At 62.6% G+C, this 16,422-nt stretch carries 15 protein-coding genes; 4 read left to right on the forward strand and 11 right to left on the reverse strand.

What is annotated here, in order from left to right:
• The first annotated feature begins 10 nt into the window (after positions 1 to 10).
• From ASD12_RS00160 to ASD12_RS00170, 3 genes are all read left to right on the forward strand, one after another.
• A complete protein-coding gene (locus tag ASD12_RS00160) occupies positions 11 to 871 on the forward strand; it encodes a folate-binding protein YgfZ (RefSeq protein ID WP_056580432.1) in 861 nt (286 codons plus the stop codon).
• The gene (locus tag ASD12_RS00165; RefSeq protein WP_056580435.1) at positions 871 to 1,506 is read left to right on the forward strand and encodes an HD family hydrolase; all 636 of its coding nucleotides are present in this window, start codon (positions 871 to 873) and stop codon (positions 1,504 to 1,506) included. Before ASD12_RS00160 ends, ASD12_RS00165 begins: the two co-directional genes overlap by 1 nt.
• Positions 1,507 to 1,569: 63 nt before the next feature.
• Positions 1,570 to 3,711, forward strand: coding sequence for an EAL domain-containing protein (locus ASD12_RS00170; RefSeq protein WP_056581884.1), 2,142 nt, complete (start codon positions 1,570 to 1,572; stop codon positions 3,709 to 3,711).
• Between the two features lie 11 nt (positions 3,712 to 3,722).
• On the opposite strand, the gene ASD12_RS00175 is transcribed toward ASD12_RS00170, so the two are convergent.
• Positions 3,723 to 4,613 carry a fatty acid desaturase family protein gene (locus ASD12_RS00175; RefSeq protein WP_056581885.1) on the reverse strand — a complete coding sequence of 297 codons (891 nt, stop codon included), beginning with the start codon at positions 4,611 to 4,613 and terminating at the stop codon, positions 3,723 to 3,725.
• A gap of 112 nt (positions 4,614 to 4,725) precedes the next feature.
• Between ASD12_RS00175 and ASD12_RS00180 the strand changes: the two genes are divergently transcribed.
• On the forward strand, positions 4,726 to 5,637 hold the full coding sequence (locus tag ASD12_RS00180) for a LysR substrate-binding domain-containing protein (RefSeq protein ID WP_056581886.1): 912 nt from the start codon (positions 4,726 to 4,728) through the stop codon (positions 5,635 to 5,637).
• 18 nt (positions 5,638 to 5,655) lie between these two features.
• Here ASD12_RS00180 and ASD12_RS00185 read toward each other — a convergent pair whose 3' ends face one another.
• From ASD12_RS00185 to ASD12_RS00230, 10 genes are all read right to left on the reverse strand, one after another.
• On the reverse strand, positions 5,656 to 5,928 hold the full coding sequence (locus ASD12_RS00185; protein WP_056580438.1) for a DUF3303 family protein: 273 nt from the start codon (positions 5,926 to 5,928) through the stop codon (positions 5,656 to 5,658).
• Positions 5,929 to 5,944: 16 nt separating this feature from the next.
• Positions 5,945 to 7,408, reverse strand: coding sequence for a RimK family protein (locus ASD12_RS00190; RefSeq protein ID WP_056580439.1), 1,464 nt, complete (start codon positions 7,406 to 7,408; stop codon positions 5,945 to 5,947).
• A gap of 5 nt (positions 7,409 to 7,413) precedes the next feature.
• The gene (locus ASD12_RS00195) at positions 7,414 to 8,511 is read right to left on the reverse strand and encodes a peptidase C39 family protein (RefSeq protein ID WP_056580442.1); all 1,098 of its coding nucleotides are present in this window, start codon (positions 8,509 to 8,511) and stop codon (positions 7,414 to 7,416) included.
• A gap of 205 nt (positions 8,512 to 8,716) precedes the next feature.
• Positions 8,717 to 9,508 carry an anti-sigma factor gene (locus ASD12_RS00200; RefSeq protein WP_056580450.1) on the reverse strand — a complete coding sequence of 264 codons (792 nt, stop codon included), beginning with the start codon at positions 9,506 to 9,508 and terminating at the stop codon, positions 8,717 to 8,719.
• Entirely contained in the window at positions 9,505 to 10,023 is a 519-nt protein-coding gene (locus ASD12_RS00205; RefSeq protein ID WP_056580454.1) for an RNA polymerase sigma factor, read from the reverse strand. The genes ASD12_RS00200 and ASD12_RS00205 overlap by 4 nt, the downstream gene beginning before the upstream one ends.
• Positions 10,024 to 10,246: 223 nt before the next feature.
• Complete coding sequence (locus tag ASD12_RS00210; RefSeq protein WP_056581887.1) at positions 10,247 to 10,489, reverse strand: type II toxin-antitoxin system VapB family antitoxin; 243 nt, start codon at positions 10,487 to 10,489, stop codon at positions 10,247 to 10,249.
• Positions 10,490 to 10,551: 62 nt separating this feature from the next.
• A complete protein-coding gene (locus ASD12_RS00215) occupies positions 10,552 to 13,308 on the reverse strand; it encodes a DUF2339 domain-containing protein (RefSeq protein ID WP_056580456.1) in 2,757 nt (918 codons plus the stop codon).
• Between the two features lie 291 nt (positions 13,309 to 13,599).
• Positions 13,600 to 13,890 (reverse strand): hypothetical protein, encoded by a 291-nt coding sequence (locus ASD12_RS35100; RefSeq protein WP_244482698.1) that lies wholly within the window; start codon positions 13,888 to 13,890, stop codon positions 13,600 to 13,602.
• Entirely contained in the window at positions 13,887 to 14,663 is a 777-nt protein-coding gene (recO, locus tag ASD12_RS00225; protein ID WP_056580460.1) for a DNA repair protein RecO, read from the reverse strand. Before recO ends, ASD12_RS35100 begins: the two co-directional genes overlap by 4 nt.
• A 136-nt stretch (positions 14,664 to 14,799) precedes the next feature.
• Positions 14,800 to 15,945: a porin gene (locus ASD12_RS00230; RefSeq protein WP_056580463.1), complete on the reverse strand. Its 1,146-nt coding sequence runs from the start codon at positions 15,943 to 15,945 to the stop codon at positions 14,800 to 14,802.
• Between the last annotated feature and the right edge of the window lie 477 nt (positions 15,946 to 16,422).

The raw sequence follows: 16,422 nt of genomic DNA on the forward strand, positions 1-16,422 counted from the left end.
TTTTCCGCCCATGCCCTTTGCCCAGCTCAAAGACCGCGCCCTCATCTCCGTGTCAGGCCCGGATGCCGAGCATTTTCTGCAGAACATCCTGACCACCGATCTCGACATCCTGGCTCCGGGCGAAGCCAAGCCCGGTGCACTGCTGACGCCGCAAGGCAAGATCCTGTTCGATTTCCTGATCTCGCGCGACGGTGAGAATGCATTCCGGCTGGAATGCCGGGCCGCCATATCGGACGATTTCGTACGCCGGCTGACGCTCTACAAACTGCGTGCCAAGGTCGAGATTACCAAGGCAGATCAGGCGTTTGTCATCGTCGCGTGGGGACATGAATCAACACCCTCACAATCCGATTCAACGACGGCCGCCGACACGCGCTTTCCGAAGGGTGCCGTCACGCGTTCCTATTGCGAAACGGATGAGCGCAGCGATCTTGCCGCATGGCAAGCCTTCCGCATTGCCTGCGGCATTGCCGAAAGCGGCAGCGACTATCAACTCGGAGACGCCTTCCCCCATGATGTGCTGCTGGACGAAACCGGCGGCGTCGGCTTCAAGAAGGGCTGCTATGTCGGCCAGGAAGTCGTCTCGCGCATGCAGCATCGCGGCACGGCCAGGCGGCGCGTGCTGATTGCATCGGCCGACAGGCCCCTGCCCGCACCGGGCACCGAGCTGACCGTTGCAGGACGGGCGGTGGGCACGCTCGGGTCGACCGTCGGCACGACCGGTCTGGCCATTGCTCGCATCGACCGGGTCAAAGCGGCGCTCGACGCCGGCCAGCCGATCATGGCCGGGCACGCCGCTGTTTCACTCGCCATCCCGGTCTGGGCGAAATTCGGCTTCCCGCAGGAAGCCGTCAGCGCGGAGGAGACCTGATGGCCGCCGACCGCGTCGGCGCGCCGGCACGCGCCTGGCAGCGCATGCTGTCGGGCCGTCGGCTCGACCTGCTCGACCCCTCGCCGCTCGATATCGAGATTTCAGACATTGCGCATGGGCTCGCCCGCGTTGCCCGCTGGAACGGCCAGACCAGCGGCGAACATGCCTTTTCGGTCGCCCAGCACTCGCTGCTGGTCGAGGGGCTGTTCTGCGACCTGGTGCCCGAGGCTTCGGCCGACGCCAGGCTGGCGGCGCTGCTGCACGACGCTCCCGAATATGTCATCGGCGACATGATCTCGCCGTTCAAATCGGTGATGGGAGGCAGCTACAAGGACTGTGAATTGCGACTGCAGCGCGCCATCCATTCGCGCTTCTCGTTGCCGCCGGAACCATCCGCTGCGCTGCGCAAGGAGATCAAGCGCGCCGACCAGATCGCCGCTTACTTCGAGGCAACGCTGCTCGCCGGCTTTTCGACCGCCGAGGCGACCGAGTTCTTCGGCCGTCCGCGCGGCTTCAATGCCGACCGCTTCGATTTCACGCCACGCTCGGTGACCTGGGCGCAGAATGCGTTCCTGAAGCGGTTTTCCGCGATCGAGACGTCGCGGCATCAGATTTCGGCACCCGCAATCGGCTGAAAAACGCTAAATTAACCGGAACGGGCAACAGTGCGGTGTTCGATCACGATCCGCAGGCGCCTCATGCCCGTCGCTGATGCCAAGGATGGTTCGGTCATCCCGGAACGGGAGGCCGAAGGCATGGGGCGCTCGCGCCATATGGAAGACGAACTGCGCGAACAGAATGAACGCTTTTCGGCCGCTGTCGAGAACATGTCGCATGGCCTGTGCATGTTCGACGCCGACGAGCGGATGATCATCTGCAACGGCAACTACATCAACATCTTCTGTCTCGACGCCGAGATGATACGGCCCGGGATCCGGTTCCTCGACATTCTGCGGCACAGCGTCGACATCGGCATCGCCTCACAAACCGCCGACGAACTCTACGCCATTCGCAAGCCCTATATCGACCAGGCGAAACCCTCGACCTACGAGGAGACGCTGTCGGACGGCCGCATCATCAACATCTCGCATCGCCCGCTTGCTCTGGGCGGCTGGGTTTCGATCTACGAGGACATTACCGAACAGAGACGCGCCCAACAGGATCTCAAGGAACAGCACCGACGCTTCGACGCAGCACTCGCCAACATGTCGCAAGGCTTGCTGATGTACGATGCTGACGGCAAGATGATCGTGCGCAACGGGCGTTTTCTGGAACTCTACAACGTCACCGCGGAGGACCTCCCGCTTGGAACGACGCACCGCGACGCGCTCGAACGATTGCTGGAACTCGGCATCTATTCGAGGATTGATGTCGACAGTGAAGTCGCCAAAACCGAAGCCTGCCTGGTGGCGGCAAAAATGCATTCGGCGTATCGGCATCTTACCGACGGCAGGACGGTTCTGGTCACACGCCAGCCGATGAGCGGCGGCGGTTGGGTGGCGACCTTTGACGATGTTACCGAGCGCCGCCGTACCGAAGAGCGCATGACCCATCTTGCGCATCACGATATGCTGACCGGACTGCCCAACCGCTCGATGTTTCGCGAACGGCTCGACCTTGCGCTGGAGGACACGGCGGCCACGCCATTGGCAATTTTCTCGCTCGATCTCGATCGCTTCAAGGTGGTCAACGACACCTGGGGACATCCGGCCGGCGACTGGCTGTTGAAGGGCGTGGCCGAGCGGCTGCAGCGTTGCCTGCGCGGTGAAACGGACGTCGTCGCTCGCTTCGGCGGCGACGAATTCGTCATCATACAGTTCAATTTCAAGGGCATTGCCGATGCCGAAAAACTGGCGAAGCGTATCATCGAGGCGATCGCAAGACCGTTTCGCGACAAGAGCCGCGACATGCATGTCGGCATCAGCCTGGGCATCGCCGTTTTCCCCGACGATGGCGGCGACGCCGATACGCTGCTGAAAAACGCCGATACGGCGCTCTATCGGGCGAAGAGCGAAGGGCGCAACCTGTACCGCTTCTTCGAGCCTGGAATGGACGCCATGGTGCGGGAACGGCGCGCGCTCGAGATCGATCTCGAGGCAGCGCTGCCGCGCCAGGAATTCGATCTGGATTTCCAGCCCATCATGAACATCGCCTCCGGCGAGATCGTCGGCGCGGAAGCCTTGATGCGCTGGCATTCGCCAGAGCGCGGCACGGTGGCGCCGGACGACTTCATTGCGGTCGCCGAGGAAACCGGGCTGATCGTGCCGCTTGGCGAGTGGGCGCTGAGGAAAGCCTGCACGGCGGCGGCAAGCTGGCCTGCCTGCCTGCGCATTGCGGTCAATGTCTCGGCCGTGCAGCTCAAAAGTGGCAGTTTCGCCCGCAGCGTCATCTCGGCGCTAGCCTTCTCCGGTGTGCCAGCCGGCCGGCTGGAGCTGGAAATCACCGAAACCGTGCTGATGGACGAGAGTGAGACTGTGCTGAAGACGCTGCGTCAGTTGCGCGAACTCGGCATCCGCATTGCGCTGGATGATTTCGGCACCGGCTATTCCTCGCTCGGTTATCTCAGGCGTTTTCCCGTCGACAAGATCAAGATCGACCGTTCGTTCATCCACGACCTGGGCAATCGCGACACAGCGGCGATCGTTCGCACCGTCATCGGGCTGGGCGCCGAGCTTGGCATCACTGTCACCGCCGAGGGTGTCGAGACCGAGGCGCAGCTCGACATCCTGCGCGGCAATGGCTGTACCGAGGCGCAGGGCTACCTGATCGGCGTGCCGTCGAATGCGGCCGATATTCAGCGTCTGTTGAAATCTCGTGCGTTGCACAGCCAGACCGGCTGAGGTCGCCATCGTCAACGCAGGGTGTCGATATATTTGCCGTGGAAGCTGACATAGCCCGGCTCGACCACCTTCAAATGCCGCTCGATCAGCGCATGAAACCGCGGCAGTTGATGAAACGGCACACCGGGATAGGCATGATGCTCGGCATGGAATGGCATGTTCCATGCCAGCTTGCGGACCAGCCAGTTGGTCAGCGTGGTCCTGGTGTTCTCCAGCATATTGGCGACGAACGGACAACGGCCGTGCTCGGCCAAGAGATAGAGCCGCAGAAACGGCTGTCCCAACAGCGCGGGCAGGATCCAGATGTAGAGTAGCACGGAGAGCCGGAAATAAACGGCCAGCAGAATGAGCACGGCATAAAAGGCAATCATGGCGCGCGCCTCGATGCGCACCTTGTCGTGGCCTTTTGGCGGAACGTAGCTTTCCCGGCCGCGGTCCATAGCATTGCCATAAAGCGTTTTGAGGTGCCCCCACCACAACGGGATACCAGAGACATGGACGAGATATTGCCCCCATGTCTCCGGTTTGGCGAATGCCAGCTCCGGGTCGTTCTGCGGGTCTTGCGTGTATCGATGATGGACGAAGTGGAAGTAGCGAAACCAGTCCGCCGGCAGCGCGATCGCCAGGCTGCACACCTGTGCCACGGCATCGTTCAGCCGTTGCGTTTCGAAAGCCGTACGATGAACCGTCTCGTGCAGCAGCGTGAACAGGAACACGATGAGGATGCCTTGCGGCAGCATCAGCAGCGGCCAGAACGGCACCTTGGCGGCGATCAGCGATCCGATGATCACGATCGCCCCCCAATGAGCGGCAAGCTGAACGAGGCCCGCGACGTCCGATTTGGCGGTCAGGCGGTTGCGCTCTTCCTGCGTCAACGATGAAATTACGTCGCGATGATCCACGGGCTTCGATCCAGGCTTGGATTTGATGAAATCCACCGTAGCCCATGAAAAAACTTTCCAAAAACGACGATTTCTGCAATTTTGATAAGCTGAGCTTATCTATCCAATGATCGTGGCCACACTTCCATCTCTCAAAGGACTTCAGGCCTTCGAGGCCGCGGCGCGTGCAGGCAGCTTTGCCGCGGCGGCGGAAGAGCTTTCGGTATCGGCCGCTGCCATCAGCCAGCTCATCCGCACCGTCGAGGAGCAGATGGGCCGCAAGCTGTTCCACCGCGTCAACCGGCGCGTCGTCCTCACCGAGGCCGGCGTCGAGATGCTGCCGAGGTTGACCATGGCCTTCCAGGAGATCGGCAGCGTCTCGCGCGAACTTGGCGGCGATGCATTTCGCCCGCGCCTGGTGGTATCGGTACCGCCATCCATGGCCATGGGTTGGCTTTCGCAGCGTCTCGCCGGTTTTGTCGCAAGCCATGGCGCCGTCGACATATCGCTCAGAGGCGACGACGACCCGGTGCCGTTCGACCGTGAGCTGATCGACATCAGGCTCACTTATGGCCCGCATTATCGCGAGCACCCGACCGAGGATATCGTCCGGGATGCAGTCTATCCCGTGAGTGCGCCCGGGCTGGCCGACACGATCAAACCCGAGGGCCTCGCCAGCCTGCCGCTCATCCACACCGGCTGGGGACCGACTGGTGCGTCCTTTCCGTCCTGGCACAACTGGTTCGAGGCGGCCGGCATCGAGCCCGGCCGGGCAGCGCAACGCGGCCTCTCGGCCAACTCATCGCGCGCAGCACTCGACCTTGCAATTTCGGGATTGGGCGTGGCGCTGGCGCAAGGGATCTACTGTGCCGCGGCGCTGGAAGACGGCCGGCTTGTCCGGCCCGTCACCCGGGCGCTGGCGCTGCGCCAGCCCTATTGCCTGACGATCCCGGAGCGAGGCGCGAGGCGCAATGTCGTGGCGGCGTTCCGCGAGTGGCTGATCGACGAATGCCGGCGCGCAGTGAGCTCGCCGGTACTCCGTTGACCTGACAGGCGGCGATGGTCAGAGGTGCCCGCTCAATGCCTCTGCCATTTCCTTGTTTGTTGCCACGGGAACGATCTCGAATTCCACCAGATCCGCCCATTCGATGACCCAGCGCTGCAGCAGCGTGACGTCATCGGCCTCCACCAGCAGGAAACAGCGGCTCATGTCCGCCGCGATCCAGCTGTGATGTACGAGAAGCTCGTCCGGCTTCAGGCGACCCCGGTCGCGAAAGCGGCGGTAGATCTCCTTACAATCGCAGCCGGTAAAATCCTCGATCACGATGAACAGCATCTTTTCCCCGATCAAATTACCGCCCCGGCCGGTCCAGCCGCTCCAGGAACCACTGCGTCAGCCGCACCCAGACCTCGTCCTTCTCGCCGGAATCCTCCCAGCCATGGTCGAGGTTGGGATTGTCGTTGACCTCGATGACGAAGACACCGTCCTTGGTCTCCTTGAGGTCGACGCCATAGAGCCCGTCACCGATGCAGCGCGCCGCCTTCACCGCCGTCTCGACGACATGCGCGGGCGTTTCCTTCAGCGTGAAGGTCTTGATGCCGCCCTGGTCGGGCTTGCCGTTGGCCTTGTGGTTGACGATCTGCCAGTGCTTCTTGGCCATCAGATAGTGCACGGCAAACAGCGGCTGGCCGCCGAGCACGCCGACGCGCCAGTCATATTCGGTCGGAATGAATTTCTGCGCGATCAGAAGGTCCGAATCCTCCAGCCATTCGGTGGCGAGCGTCTTCAGTTCCTCGAAGTTGGCGCATTTCTTGACGCCGCGCGAGAATGACGAATCCGGGATCTTCAGCACCAGCGGAAAGCCCAGTGTCTGCGCCGCCAGTTCGAGGTCCGAGGTGCCGGCGATCATCACCGTCGGCGGCACGGGGACCTTGTTGTAGGCCATCAGTTCGTTGAGATAGACCTTGTTGGTGCAGCGGATCATCGACAGCGGATCGTCGATGACCGGCATGCCTTCCTGCTGGGCGCGGCGGGCGAAACGATAGGTGTGGTTGGAGATCGAGGTGGTCTCGCGGATGAACAGCGCGTCGTAATTGGCGAGCTTGGCAAGGTCCCGCTTGGTGATCGGCTCGATTTCGACGCCCATCTTCTCGGCGATCTTGGCCCAGTAACGCAGCGACGAGATTTCGGACGGCGGCAATTCCTCATGCGGGTCGACCAGCGTGGCGAAGGTGTAGCGCGCCGGCGTGCGGCCCTTGGTGTCGCGCCACTCGCGGTTGGTGTAGGTTTCCAAGCACTGGATGAAGCTTTTTTCTTCGTCCTCGGTCATCCGCGCCAGCGGATGGAAGCCGATCTTGCGGATCGAGGCCCATTCGGCGCTGTCGTTGATGTGGACTTCGAGCGCCGGTGCGCGGAACCAGTCGAACAACAGCTTGGCGAAACGGTCCCAGATTTTCGACGGGCCGATGCCGAAGAAGATGCAGACCTTTTGCGGAAAGACCCCGCCAAGATCCTTGCGGCATTTATTGAGCGCCAGTTCCAGTTCCGGCAGCGCGTGCTCATAGAGCTTGCGCTCCGACAGGTCGATTATCGTCTCGACGGTCGGGATCACCTTGTGGCCGCGCGAGCTTGCCAGCAGCGAGGCATAGTAACCGCGGCTCTGGTAGCCGTAATTGTTCGACAGGTTGATGACCTTCGGCCGCTGGCCGCGAAACAGCGACGGATGCGCGAGATAATCGCGGTTGGTGATGATCTTGTGTGGTGTCGCCACCTGGTCGAGATCGCTCTGTCTGCCTGTAAGAATAACCCAGGTCATTGTTATCAGCGCTTTCCCAGAGTGATGGCGGCACGCAGTCCGTCGCGGCCGAACTGCGCCATGTTCATGAAGATGCCGTAAGGCACGGGAATGTTGGCGGCATCAAGGATGGTCTCCTGCCTTTCGTCCTCGACCCAGGGGTCATGGATCAGGATATGGTCGCCGTCATCGCCGATCGCCAGCACCCAGTGCGGCACCTTCTTGCCGAACATCAGGAAGCCGCTGATCAACACCAGCACCAGTTTTCCCTCCGCGATCGCAGCCCTGATATCATCGATGGTGAACGGACGGTAATTCACCGGGATGCCGTAAAGTTCCGCGCGCCGGCGAAAGTCGACCTGGGCGAGTTCCATCACCCGGCGCTTGTCCTCGCTGCGCACCGATTGCAGGAAGAGCGCGCCGTAGAACGAGACGTAGATCTCCGCCGCAAGCCCGCTCTCGTACCCCGAGACAGCGAGGCCGAACGGTTCGCAACCACCGGGACCCGACATCATGAAGACGGTCGTCGCTTCGCGCCACAGGCGGATTTCCATGACCGGATCCGGCACGAAGCCGCGGTCGAAATTGGCCATGGCCATCATCAGGCAACACGGGCCGCAGGTGAATTCGCAGGTCTGCTGGTAGAATGGCACCTTGGTGGCGATCGGAATGTCGCCGCGCAAGGTCTTTTCGTAGCGAAGCGCTGCCTCGCCATCCTCATAGTAGCCGGGCTCACGGCCGATCTTGCGATAGCCGGCCTGTTCGTAGATGCGGATCGCGCGGCTGTTGTCCTCGCGCACCTCGAGACGCAGCATCATGCGGTCGTGCTCGAAGGCGGCGTCCTCGGCGGATCCGAGCAGCATGCGGCCAACACCCAGCCCACCGAAAAACGGACCGGTGGCAATCGAGTAGAGGCGCGCCACGCCGCTGCCCTTGCGAAACAGCACGATCGCATAGCCGGCCAAGCGGCCATCGACTTCGGCGACCAGCGTCTCGGCGGTTTCACGCTCGATGAACAGACGAAAGGAGCGGCGGGAGATACGGTCGCTCGAGAAAACAGCTTTCTCGATGGCGGCGAGATCATCGACGTCAGACGCGCGGGCCGTGCGGATCTCGGCAGGCATGCGGGTTGCGACAACCTCGATTGGTGGTGGGAATACCTTACTCGAAAACGTTCAAGACATCAGCCGAAATACTGATGGCCACAAAGCGCTATCGCACCTTGAATAGGGCCGAATTGTGACAGATTCGGCCGCAGTCCGGCGATGCAAAACGCTTTGAACAGGATCGCTATTTACAGACTGAGGTCACCACCAAAAGCGGCATCTTTCAACTGGCCAGACCGGCCAGAAGCTGGCCATAGGCGCTCTTTGCCACGACGGCCAATTGCTCGCGCGGCAGCGAGCCGACGACGGCGCAGCCATAGCCTTTGTCCAGCCAGTACACGGCCCGGGGACCGTCCTGCGCCAATGCATAGGTGCCCTTGGCATTCTCCGCCGATTCCGCCGTGACGAAGAGGGATATGCGCTCGCCCTTGTCGTCTTCGTACAGCAGCATCGCGGCCTTACTCTCGCCGGCCGGAAGCAACCGGCCGCCGACCAGTTGGAAACCGTTCGCGGTCAGGTCGGGTGCCACCAGCTTCAGCCCTACCCGGTTGGACAGCCAGGTCTGCAGATGATCCTTGTCGCTGGCCGGCACTTCGACCGCATGCCGCTTTTCGGCGGCATAGATGACATGGGCCGCGATTGCCTGCTCGGCCAGCCGATCTTCCGCAGGGTCCTCCTGCCCGATGCCGTCGATGCCGGCAAGGTAGCCACCAAGCCCGCCGGCGACCAGAAGCACCGCAGCGGCAGCGGCAAACCACCAGCGTGAGCGTGGCACAGCTGCCTTGGCCGGCGCCTCGCCGAGCACGACCTTGCGCAGTCGCGCCGGGACGGCTTCATCCAGCACGCCGGCGAAGGCCGCCCGCAAGGCCGTCCGGTCGGCGGTGAAGCGGGCGCTCTTGGCTTTCATCTCGGGATTTGCGTCGAGCCAGGCGTCGTAAGCGGCACGCTCGTCGCTGGGCAACTCGTCATCGAGCGCCATGTGGATGTCACGTTCGGAAAAGTCGCGGCGGATCATTTCTCGACGATCCTTATCGCGCGGCGACGTGCCGTGTCGTCCAGCAGTCCGCGCAATTCCTCGCGCCCGCGCGCAATGCGCGACATCAGCGTGCCGGCAGGCACGCCCAGAATGTTGGCCGCTTCGGAATATGAAAAGCCTTCGATGGCAACCATGACAAGGGCCGCGCGACGGTCGGGGCTGATCGCCTGCAACGCATCGATGATCTCGCGCGAGGCGATGCTCTCCATCTGCTCGGCCGGCTGGGCGACGGCCTCGCCGGCTTCCAGCGGCAACATCGCCGCCTCGCCACGACGGTTCACCTTGCGCATCTGGTCGATGAACAAATGATGCATGATCGTAAACAGCCACCTCCTGGGGCTTTCTCCTGTCTGCCAATTGTCGAGCCGCACAAGCGCCCGCTCGAGGCAATCCTGGACGAGATCGTCGGCAGCGTCGCGGTCGCGCAAAAGCGAGCGTGCGTAGCGGCGCAGGCGCGGTATTTCGCCAAGGATTGCTGCCTTCTTTTCGTCCATGACCGCTGGTTTCGAGGTCGCCTTTGTTGATCCCGATTGAACGCGCCTTCCGGGCGCGGCGCAAGCGGCCAGCGCGAAGCGGTCTGCCGCTCCGGTCACCCAAGCAATGAGATAACGATGGCGGGTGCCGATTTATTCCCGGCTATCGATCGTCGAGACTCCGGTTTGCGTCATACCGGCTCTTTGCCTAAAACCGCAACGATCACCGGTGCATCAACGAACATCAGTCTTCCCACGCCTCGTCCATGAACGCCTTCATGTTGAAGTTGGCATCGGACGGCCCCAGCGCAGCTGCCTGGGCCTGGAAACCGGCAATCCTCTCGCGCAGTGGTTTGCGGGCGCGGTTGCGCTCAAGCTCGTGCAGAAGCGCGATCCGCACCGCTTCCGTTTTGCTCGAGGCATTGGTCTCGCGCTGCAGTCGCGTCGCGCGCGCGTCCACCTTGTCATCACGGATACAAAGCGGCATTTCGAATATCTCCTGTGGAATATTCAAATATTCCATTTTGAGTATTCTGACACTCCAAACCCTCAAGTCTCTTTCGCCGCCCGCGTCAAAAGCCGCTGGTAGAACAGGCCGATGCCGATCAGCACGGCGCCGAGACCGATGAACGACAACGCCCGCAGCACGCCTTCCAGCTCCGACATGTCGAAGATGAAGACCTTCAGCACGGCGATCGAGATCAGCGCGGCCGAGGCAATGCGCAGCACCTGCGATTTCAGCCAAACGCCGGCTGTGAGCAGCGCCACCCCGATGACCAACCAGAGCGCCGAGTAGGTGTAGGTTTCCAACTGGCCAAGACCGCTCCACAGGCCAATGAACTCGCCCTTGAACAGGCGCCTCACCGACAGCGTGGCATAGGCGAAGGCGAGCACGGCAGCCACCACGGCCAGCATCTGCGCATACCATTTCGGCCGCTTGTCCCTCGTATAGAGCGCTAGCCCGCCGACGGCGACCGCCGGCAGGAGATAGGCGAGGAACAACAGGTTGAAAACCGGGACCTGGCCGGTCGATTCGTCTGACAAAAGCGGGTTCAGTACCACGAAGTGCCTGACAACGATGAAGGCGACCGAGGCCACACCGGCGACCATCGAACCATAGCGCAGCACCGAGCTTGGCGAGCGCATGTCGATAGCGACCAGGATGGCGCCGGCGCCGATGGCGATCAGCGTGTAGATCGCCTGTTCAGCGAGCGTCATGGCACCCGTGTCGATGACGCCGCCATGCATGGCGTGGCGCACCAGCATGGCGAGCGTGAGCAGCACAAACAGCGCCGCAGCCGCTTCCATGACGAGGCGCGGCCGGCCATTGCCAGCTATTGGTAGTGCGGGGGTGGTGCGGGCGAACTGCCAGGCGGCAAAGCCGAAGGCAAGCGCCGGCACGCCGTAGCCCGGCAGCAGCCAGTTGAAGACCGGTGTCGTGGAGAGGAACTCGGCGCCGACGATGGTCGGGTCGAAGGCGACGCGGCCAAGCACCGCCATCACCGCGCCGACCGAAATCCAGCCGAGCACCGGATAGGAGCGCCAGCGCGTGGCCAGCGCCGGCACGATGGCCGCCGCACCGAGCAGGATGGTGGTCCAGCCGGAATCGAAGGCCATATGCATCAGCAGCAGGCCGGCGATGGCCGCGCCGCCCAGGGCAAACGACACCGCGATACCGCCCGCGAGCGGCGGCTCTTCTCCGCGTGCGATCCACTCGCCGCCGGAGGCAAAGACCACGACCAGCAGTGCCGCAACGGCGGCGTAGACGAAATCGCGGTCGAGATTGCCAAAGGTGAACCAGAGTGCCAGCAGGATGACCAGCGGGACGATGACGCCCCACGCTGCCCACGAGGCCGCGCGGATCTGCGTCCCGGCAGCGAACCTGCGGGCGGCCCAGAAGCCGGCGCAGATGAAGACCAGGCCAAGTGCGATGCCGATGCGCAATGTCAACACATTGGACGTGGCCACGGGCAGGCCATCGACACCCAGGGCACCGCCCGAAAAATCGGAAGCGATCGAGGTCGGCGGGATGATGCCGAGATGGATCAGCACCGTGACCAGTCCGGCCGCATAGAGGAGCGGCAGCGCCAGCGGTCGATAGAACGCGACGGCCACCATTGCGGCGATCACCACGGCGCCCGGCAAGGCATCGCCGGCGGCGGCAAAGGTCGGGTCGACCGACAGGCCCAGCGCCGAAAATGCGACGAACAGGCCAGGCACGATGGACGGCCAGTCGAAAGCCCTGGCTGGCCCGGTCTCGTCGCCACGGCGAGCGAGCCAGACAAGGGCGAGCACGGCCAGCGTGACGGCGTCGATGAACAGGATGGCTGAGAGGTTCGCTCCCGGCGCATCGGTCATGTAAAGGATCGTCCAGACACCGGTGCCGAAAAAGGCCGCCGCCATCAGCGACTTCCAATCGCGCATGCGGGCGATGACGCCGGTGGCGGCGAGCACGATCGCGAGGTAGCCGAACAGCGCCCAGGGATTGGGCGCCCGCGAGGCGACCAGCACCGGCGTCACCATGGCGCCGATGAGGCCGATGCCGGCCAGCGCCTGACCATGGACTAGGGCGGCTGCGATCGTCGCCACGCCGATGGCGCCGAGTAGCGTAAAGGCGAGTGCCGGGCCGATGAAGTCGTAAATGCCATGCGCGGCATAGACGGTGCCGAACAGGATGAAGGCACCGGCCGCAGTCAGGATCGCTGGAATATAGGCGCCGGCAATGCCTTGCACGGGCACTTTGAAGCCGGTGCGGCGGATGAGCTCGCCGCCGGCGACCAGCGCCAGGCCAAGCACGCCGGCCATGGTCAGCCGCACGCCGGGACCGAAAATGCCGGCCTCGATGGTGTAGCGGATCAGGAACAGGCCGCCCAGCGCCAGCGCGATGCCGCCCACCCAGACCGCCCAGCGGGTGCCGAGTGCCGTTTCGACGTCGGATTGGCGGGCGGCTCTCGCCGCGGCAGCCGGCTCTGCAGGTTCCGCTGCCTTCGGTGCCGCCTCGCTTTGCGCCCATGGCCCGGATACGACCTCGCCGATTGGGGCTTCCGCTTCCATAGCTGGCTCCGGTGCGGCGACCGGCTCGCTTGTCGCTGGCGAGGGAATGTCGGCCGCTGCTGCAACGGCCGGAATCACATCGGCGGGGGCGATCTGTTCGGACGGCTTGGCCATGGGTGGCACGGCGCCGGAAAGGACCAGGCTGCGCAGCGCGCCAAGCTCGCGTTCGACAAGGCCGATGCGGCTCTGCTGGCGCGAAATGATGACGAACAAGGCGATGATGGCGACAAGGCCGATCAGGCTCTCAAACATGGCGGTTCCCCCAAACCAGGCCGGTTTTCACTGACGTTCAGTCTCACTGACACTCAAATGCGGCGGCCAAACAACCAGAAAACTTACGGTCAGAAAACTCGACGCGCCGCCAGATTGGCGGCCGGAAAGATCGAGCATGTTTCGGAGCCGAAAGCCAGCAGCTTGCCGCCGGTGCCGAGACGGCCAGCGTGCAGCCTTTGTGAACAACCTTGCCCTCGCAGACCACCTCGCCGGTCCTCGGCGTGATCGGCCGCGTCAAATTTACCTTGAACTCCGCCGTCGTATACGCCCTCACCCTTTTCGAGCAGAGCCTGCGCGGCGCAGGCCAAGGCTGAATCGAGCAGCGTCGCCGCCCAGCGGGTTGGGGTGGCGCTCGTTGGGCACGCCACGGAACACGGCGCGGCCTTCAGACACTCCGGTCACCGCGAAGTTGAGCTGGAAGGAGATCGGCGGCGCCGGATACTTGCCGTCGACGATGCGCTGCAGCAGCTCCAGGCCGGTGTATTTCAGGATGTCGGCGTGCGGAATTGTGCCGAGGCCGAGCGGCGAGACCCGGCCCGGATAGAGCTCGACTTCGCTCACGTGATGATTTCTCTGGCTGCGTCCTCGCCTGCGATGGCCTTGCCGCGCGCGTGGTGCTTGCGCAATGCGGCGAGGAAGCCGGCACGGGCGTCGGGCGGCTCGACGCCGCGCGGCTCATAGACGTGGCGGGTGAAGAAGAAGCCGGTCAGCCGGAAGGCGTCGTCGACCGCCGCCGCATCCGCGCGCAGGCCCGAGCCGCGCAGCAGAAAGGCCGGCAGAGCCAGCATCTTGTGGCGCCATGGCAAACCTGCTTCGCGCGACACCGCCCGCCCCGACTTCGGCGAAACATAGGCCAGGTCCTGCCGCGTGCCGGTGGCGGCGCATTGACTGAGATCGAGGCCAAAGCCGAGTTCGTCCAGCACCAGCAGTTCGAAGCGCGCCACCAGTTCGCCGGCAGCATCGGCATCGTCGAGGTGGACGATCATCACGGCAAGAGTTTCGTAAAGACCTTCATGGGCGTCGCGCTCGGGCAACAGGCGTAGATGCGCGGCCATGGTCTGCAGCCCGTAGACGGCCACCGCGCTGTCCATCAGCCGGGCCGCATTCATCTCGATCGCCTCGGCCTGGAACGTGCCTAGATGTTCGTCAAGGCGCGCCCGCCACAACAAGTCGACACGATTGCCCGGCTGGAGGACAGGCTGCTGCTTGCGCGAGCGGCCGCCACGAACAAGGCCGAGATGACGGCCATGCGCACGGGTCATCACCTCGAGAATGGCGCTGGTTTCGCCATGCTTGCGGGTGCCGAGAATGATTCCCTCGTCGCGCCATTCCATTTCCAGAGCTTTTCACCGGTTGGGTGGCGAAATCAAGGTATGGGTTTGGTGCCCGGCAAGCCGACACCTCACATCAGTATACAAAAAGCCGCCCGCAGCGATGTGCTGCGGGCGGCTGGTATGGTCGGTCGATCCGTTAGAACGAGCGCTGGAAGCGGAGAATGCCGCCGACGCTGCTCTTCTTGTTGGCCTTGGTCCAGTTGCTGAAATCGGCGTCGCCGAACTTTCCAGCATTGAGGTAATCGACTTCAGCCGTGACCGTAAAGCCGGGCACAACGGTATAGGCAACGTTAGCGGCGATACCGAGGTTCTTCCAGTCGTCATAAGAAACCTGGGCGTTAAACGAAGTCTTGTCGTTGAACTTGTAGGTGCCGCCGCCCCAGACTGCCCAGTTGCCGCCCCACTGCTTGTAGAAGCCGCGACCGGTGCCGAAGTCGGTGAGGTTGTCATCCGTGCCGTAGCCGGCCATCAAGAACAGCGACAATTCGTTGGTTGCCTTCACGTCAAGGCGAACCTTGCCGGCGACTTCTTCGTAATTGCTGTCATAGGCGACGACGCCAGTGATCGAACCCCAGTCGCCCTTGTACTTCAAGCCGCCGACGACATGCGGGACATAGCTGTCGATCGTGTTGGCGCCCGTGCCTTCTTCGAGCGAGACCAGCCCCGAGAATCCATTGCCTGCGTCGAAGTAGTACTGAACGACGTTGCTCTCCTGCCCGCCATACGGAACCAGCGTATCCTGGATGACGTTACCGGCATAGCCGATGAACGTATCGAAAGCCGTATCGTCTTTGCCGACGCGCAAGCCGCCGAGCTGAATCCAGGCATAACGCAGCGAGAGACACTTGTTGCGGCCCTGCCAATCGCTATTGGCCGGAGTCTGGTCTTCATAGTCGCCGGAGCTGTTGCCAAAGTTGAAGCGGGTCTCGGTGTAGGTCTTCAGGGTGCCGAGCTCGGTCTCCTGACCGGTCCAGGTCTTCAGCGTGAAGCGGGTGTTCTTGTAGTAAGTCGAATGTGTACCATCGTCCATGTGGTCCGGGACATGGTTGACACCATCCAACGAGCCGGCGTCGCCGACGCCGATGTCATAACGGACATAGCCGCCGATGCGCAGGCAGGTCTCGGTGCCCGGGATGTAGAAGTAGCCAGCGCCGTAGACGTCGCAGATCTTGACGTATTCAGCGGGTTCCGGCTCGGCGACGACGACGGCGTCGGCGGCGCGCGCACCGGAAACTGCGATCAGTGCCGCAGCGGAGCCGAGAAGCAGGCTCTTGATGTTCATTTTCTGACCTCTCCAGTCATAGTTTTAAATGGCTTCGGATTTGTGGCTGGCGGCAATGTTTTCCCGCCTCACCCCCACAACGAAAAAGGCTAGCACTGCTCCCCCTTTTCGAGGGCGAACATACCCATCGATCCTCCACCTTCAATGACTATTTCCGAAATTAGTCCGACGCTTTGAACAGATTAATGCTGTGTTGCACAAATAACACTTATATATATGCGGAATGGTACAATCGGTACAACGTCATATTGTAAATATATATTCCAATACTTTCGCGGCTAATAATATTTTAGCGGCAATATCTTTCTATCAAAGCAACCAAAGATGCGGAGAATCTACCTGTTTTCGAAAAAAAATGCCCTGATTTCTGCCTCCGCCCTCCATCGCCAGATGATGTCCATTCGCCAATCGCACTCTGTCGCCGCGAAGAAGCATTGACGGCACCGGCTAGGCCGGCCGGCACGCTGCCGAGACCAT

It is taken from the genome of Mesorhizobium sp. Root102 (genome assembly GCF_001425625.1).
GTDB lineage: Bacteria > Pseudomonadota > Alphaproteobacteria > Rhizobiales > Rhizobiaceae > Mesorhizobium.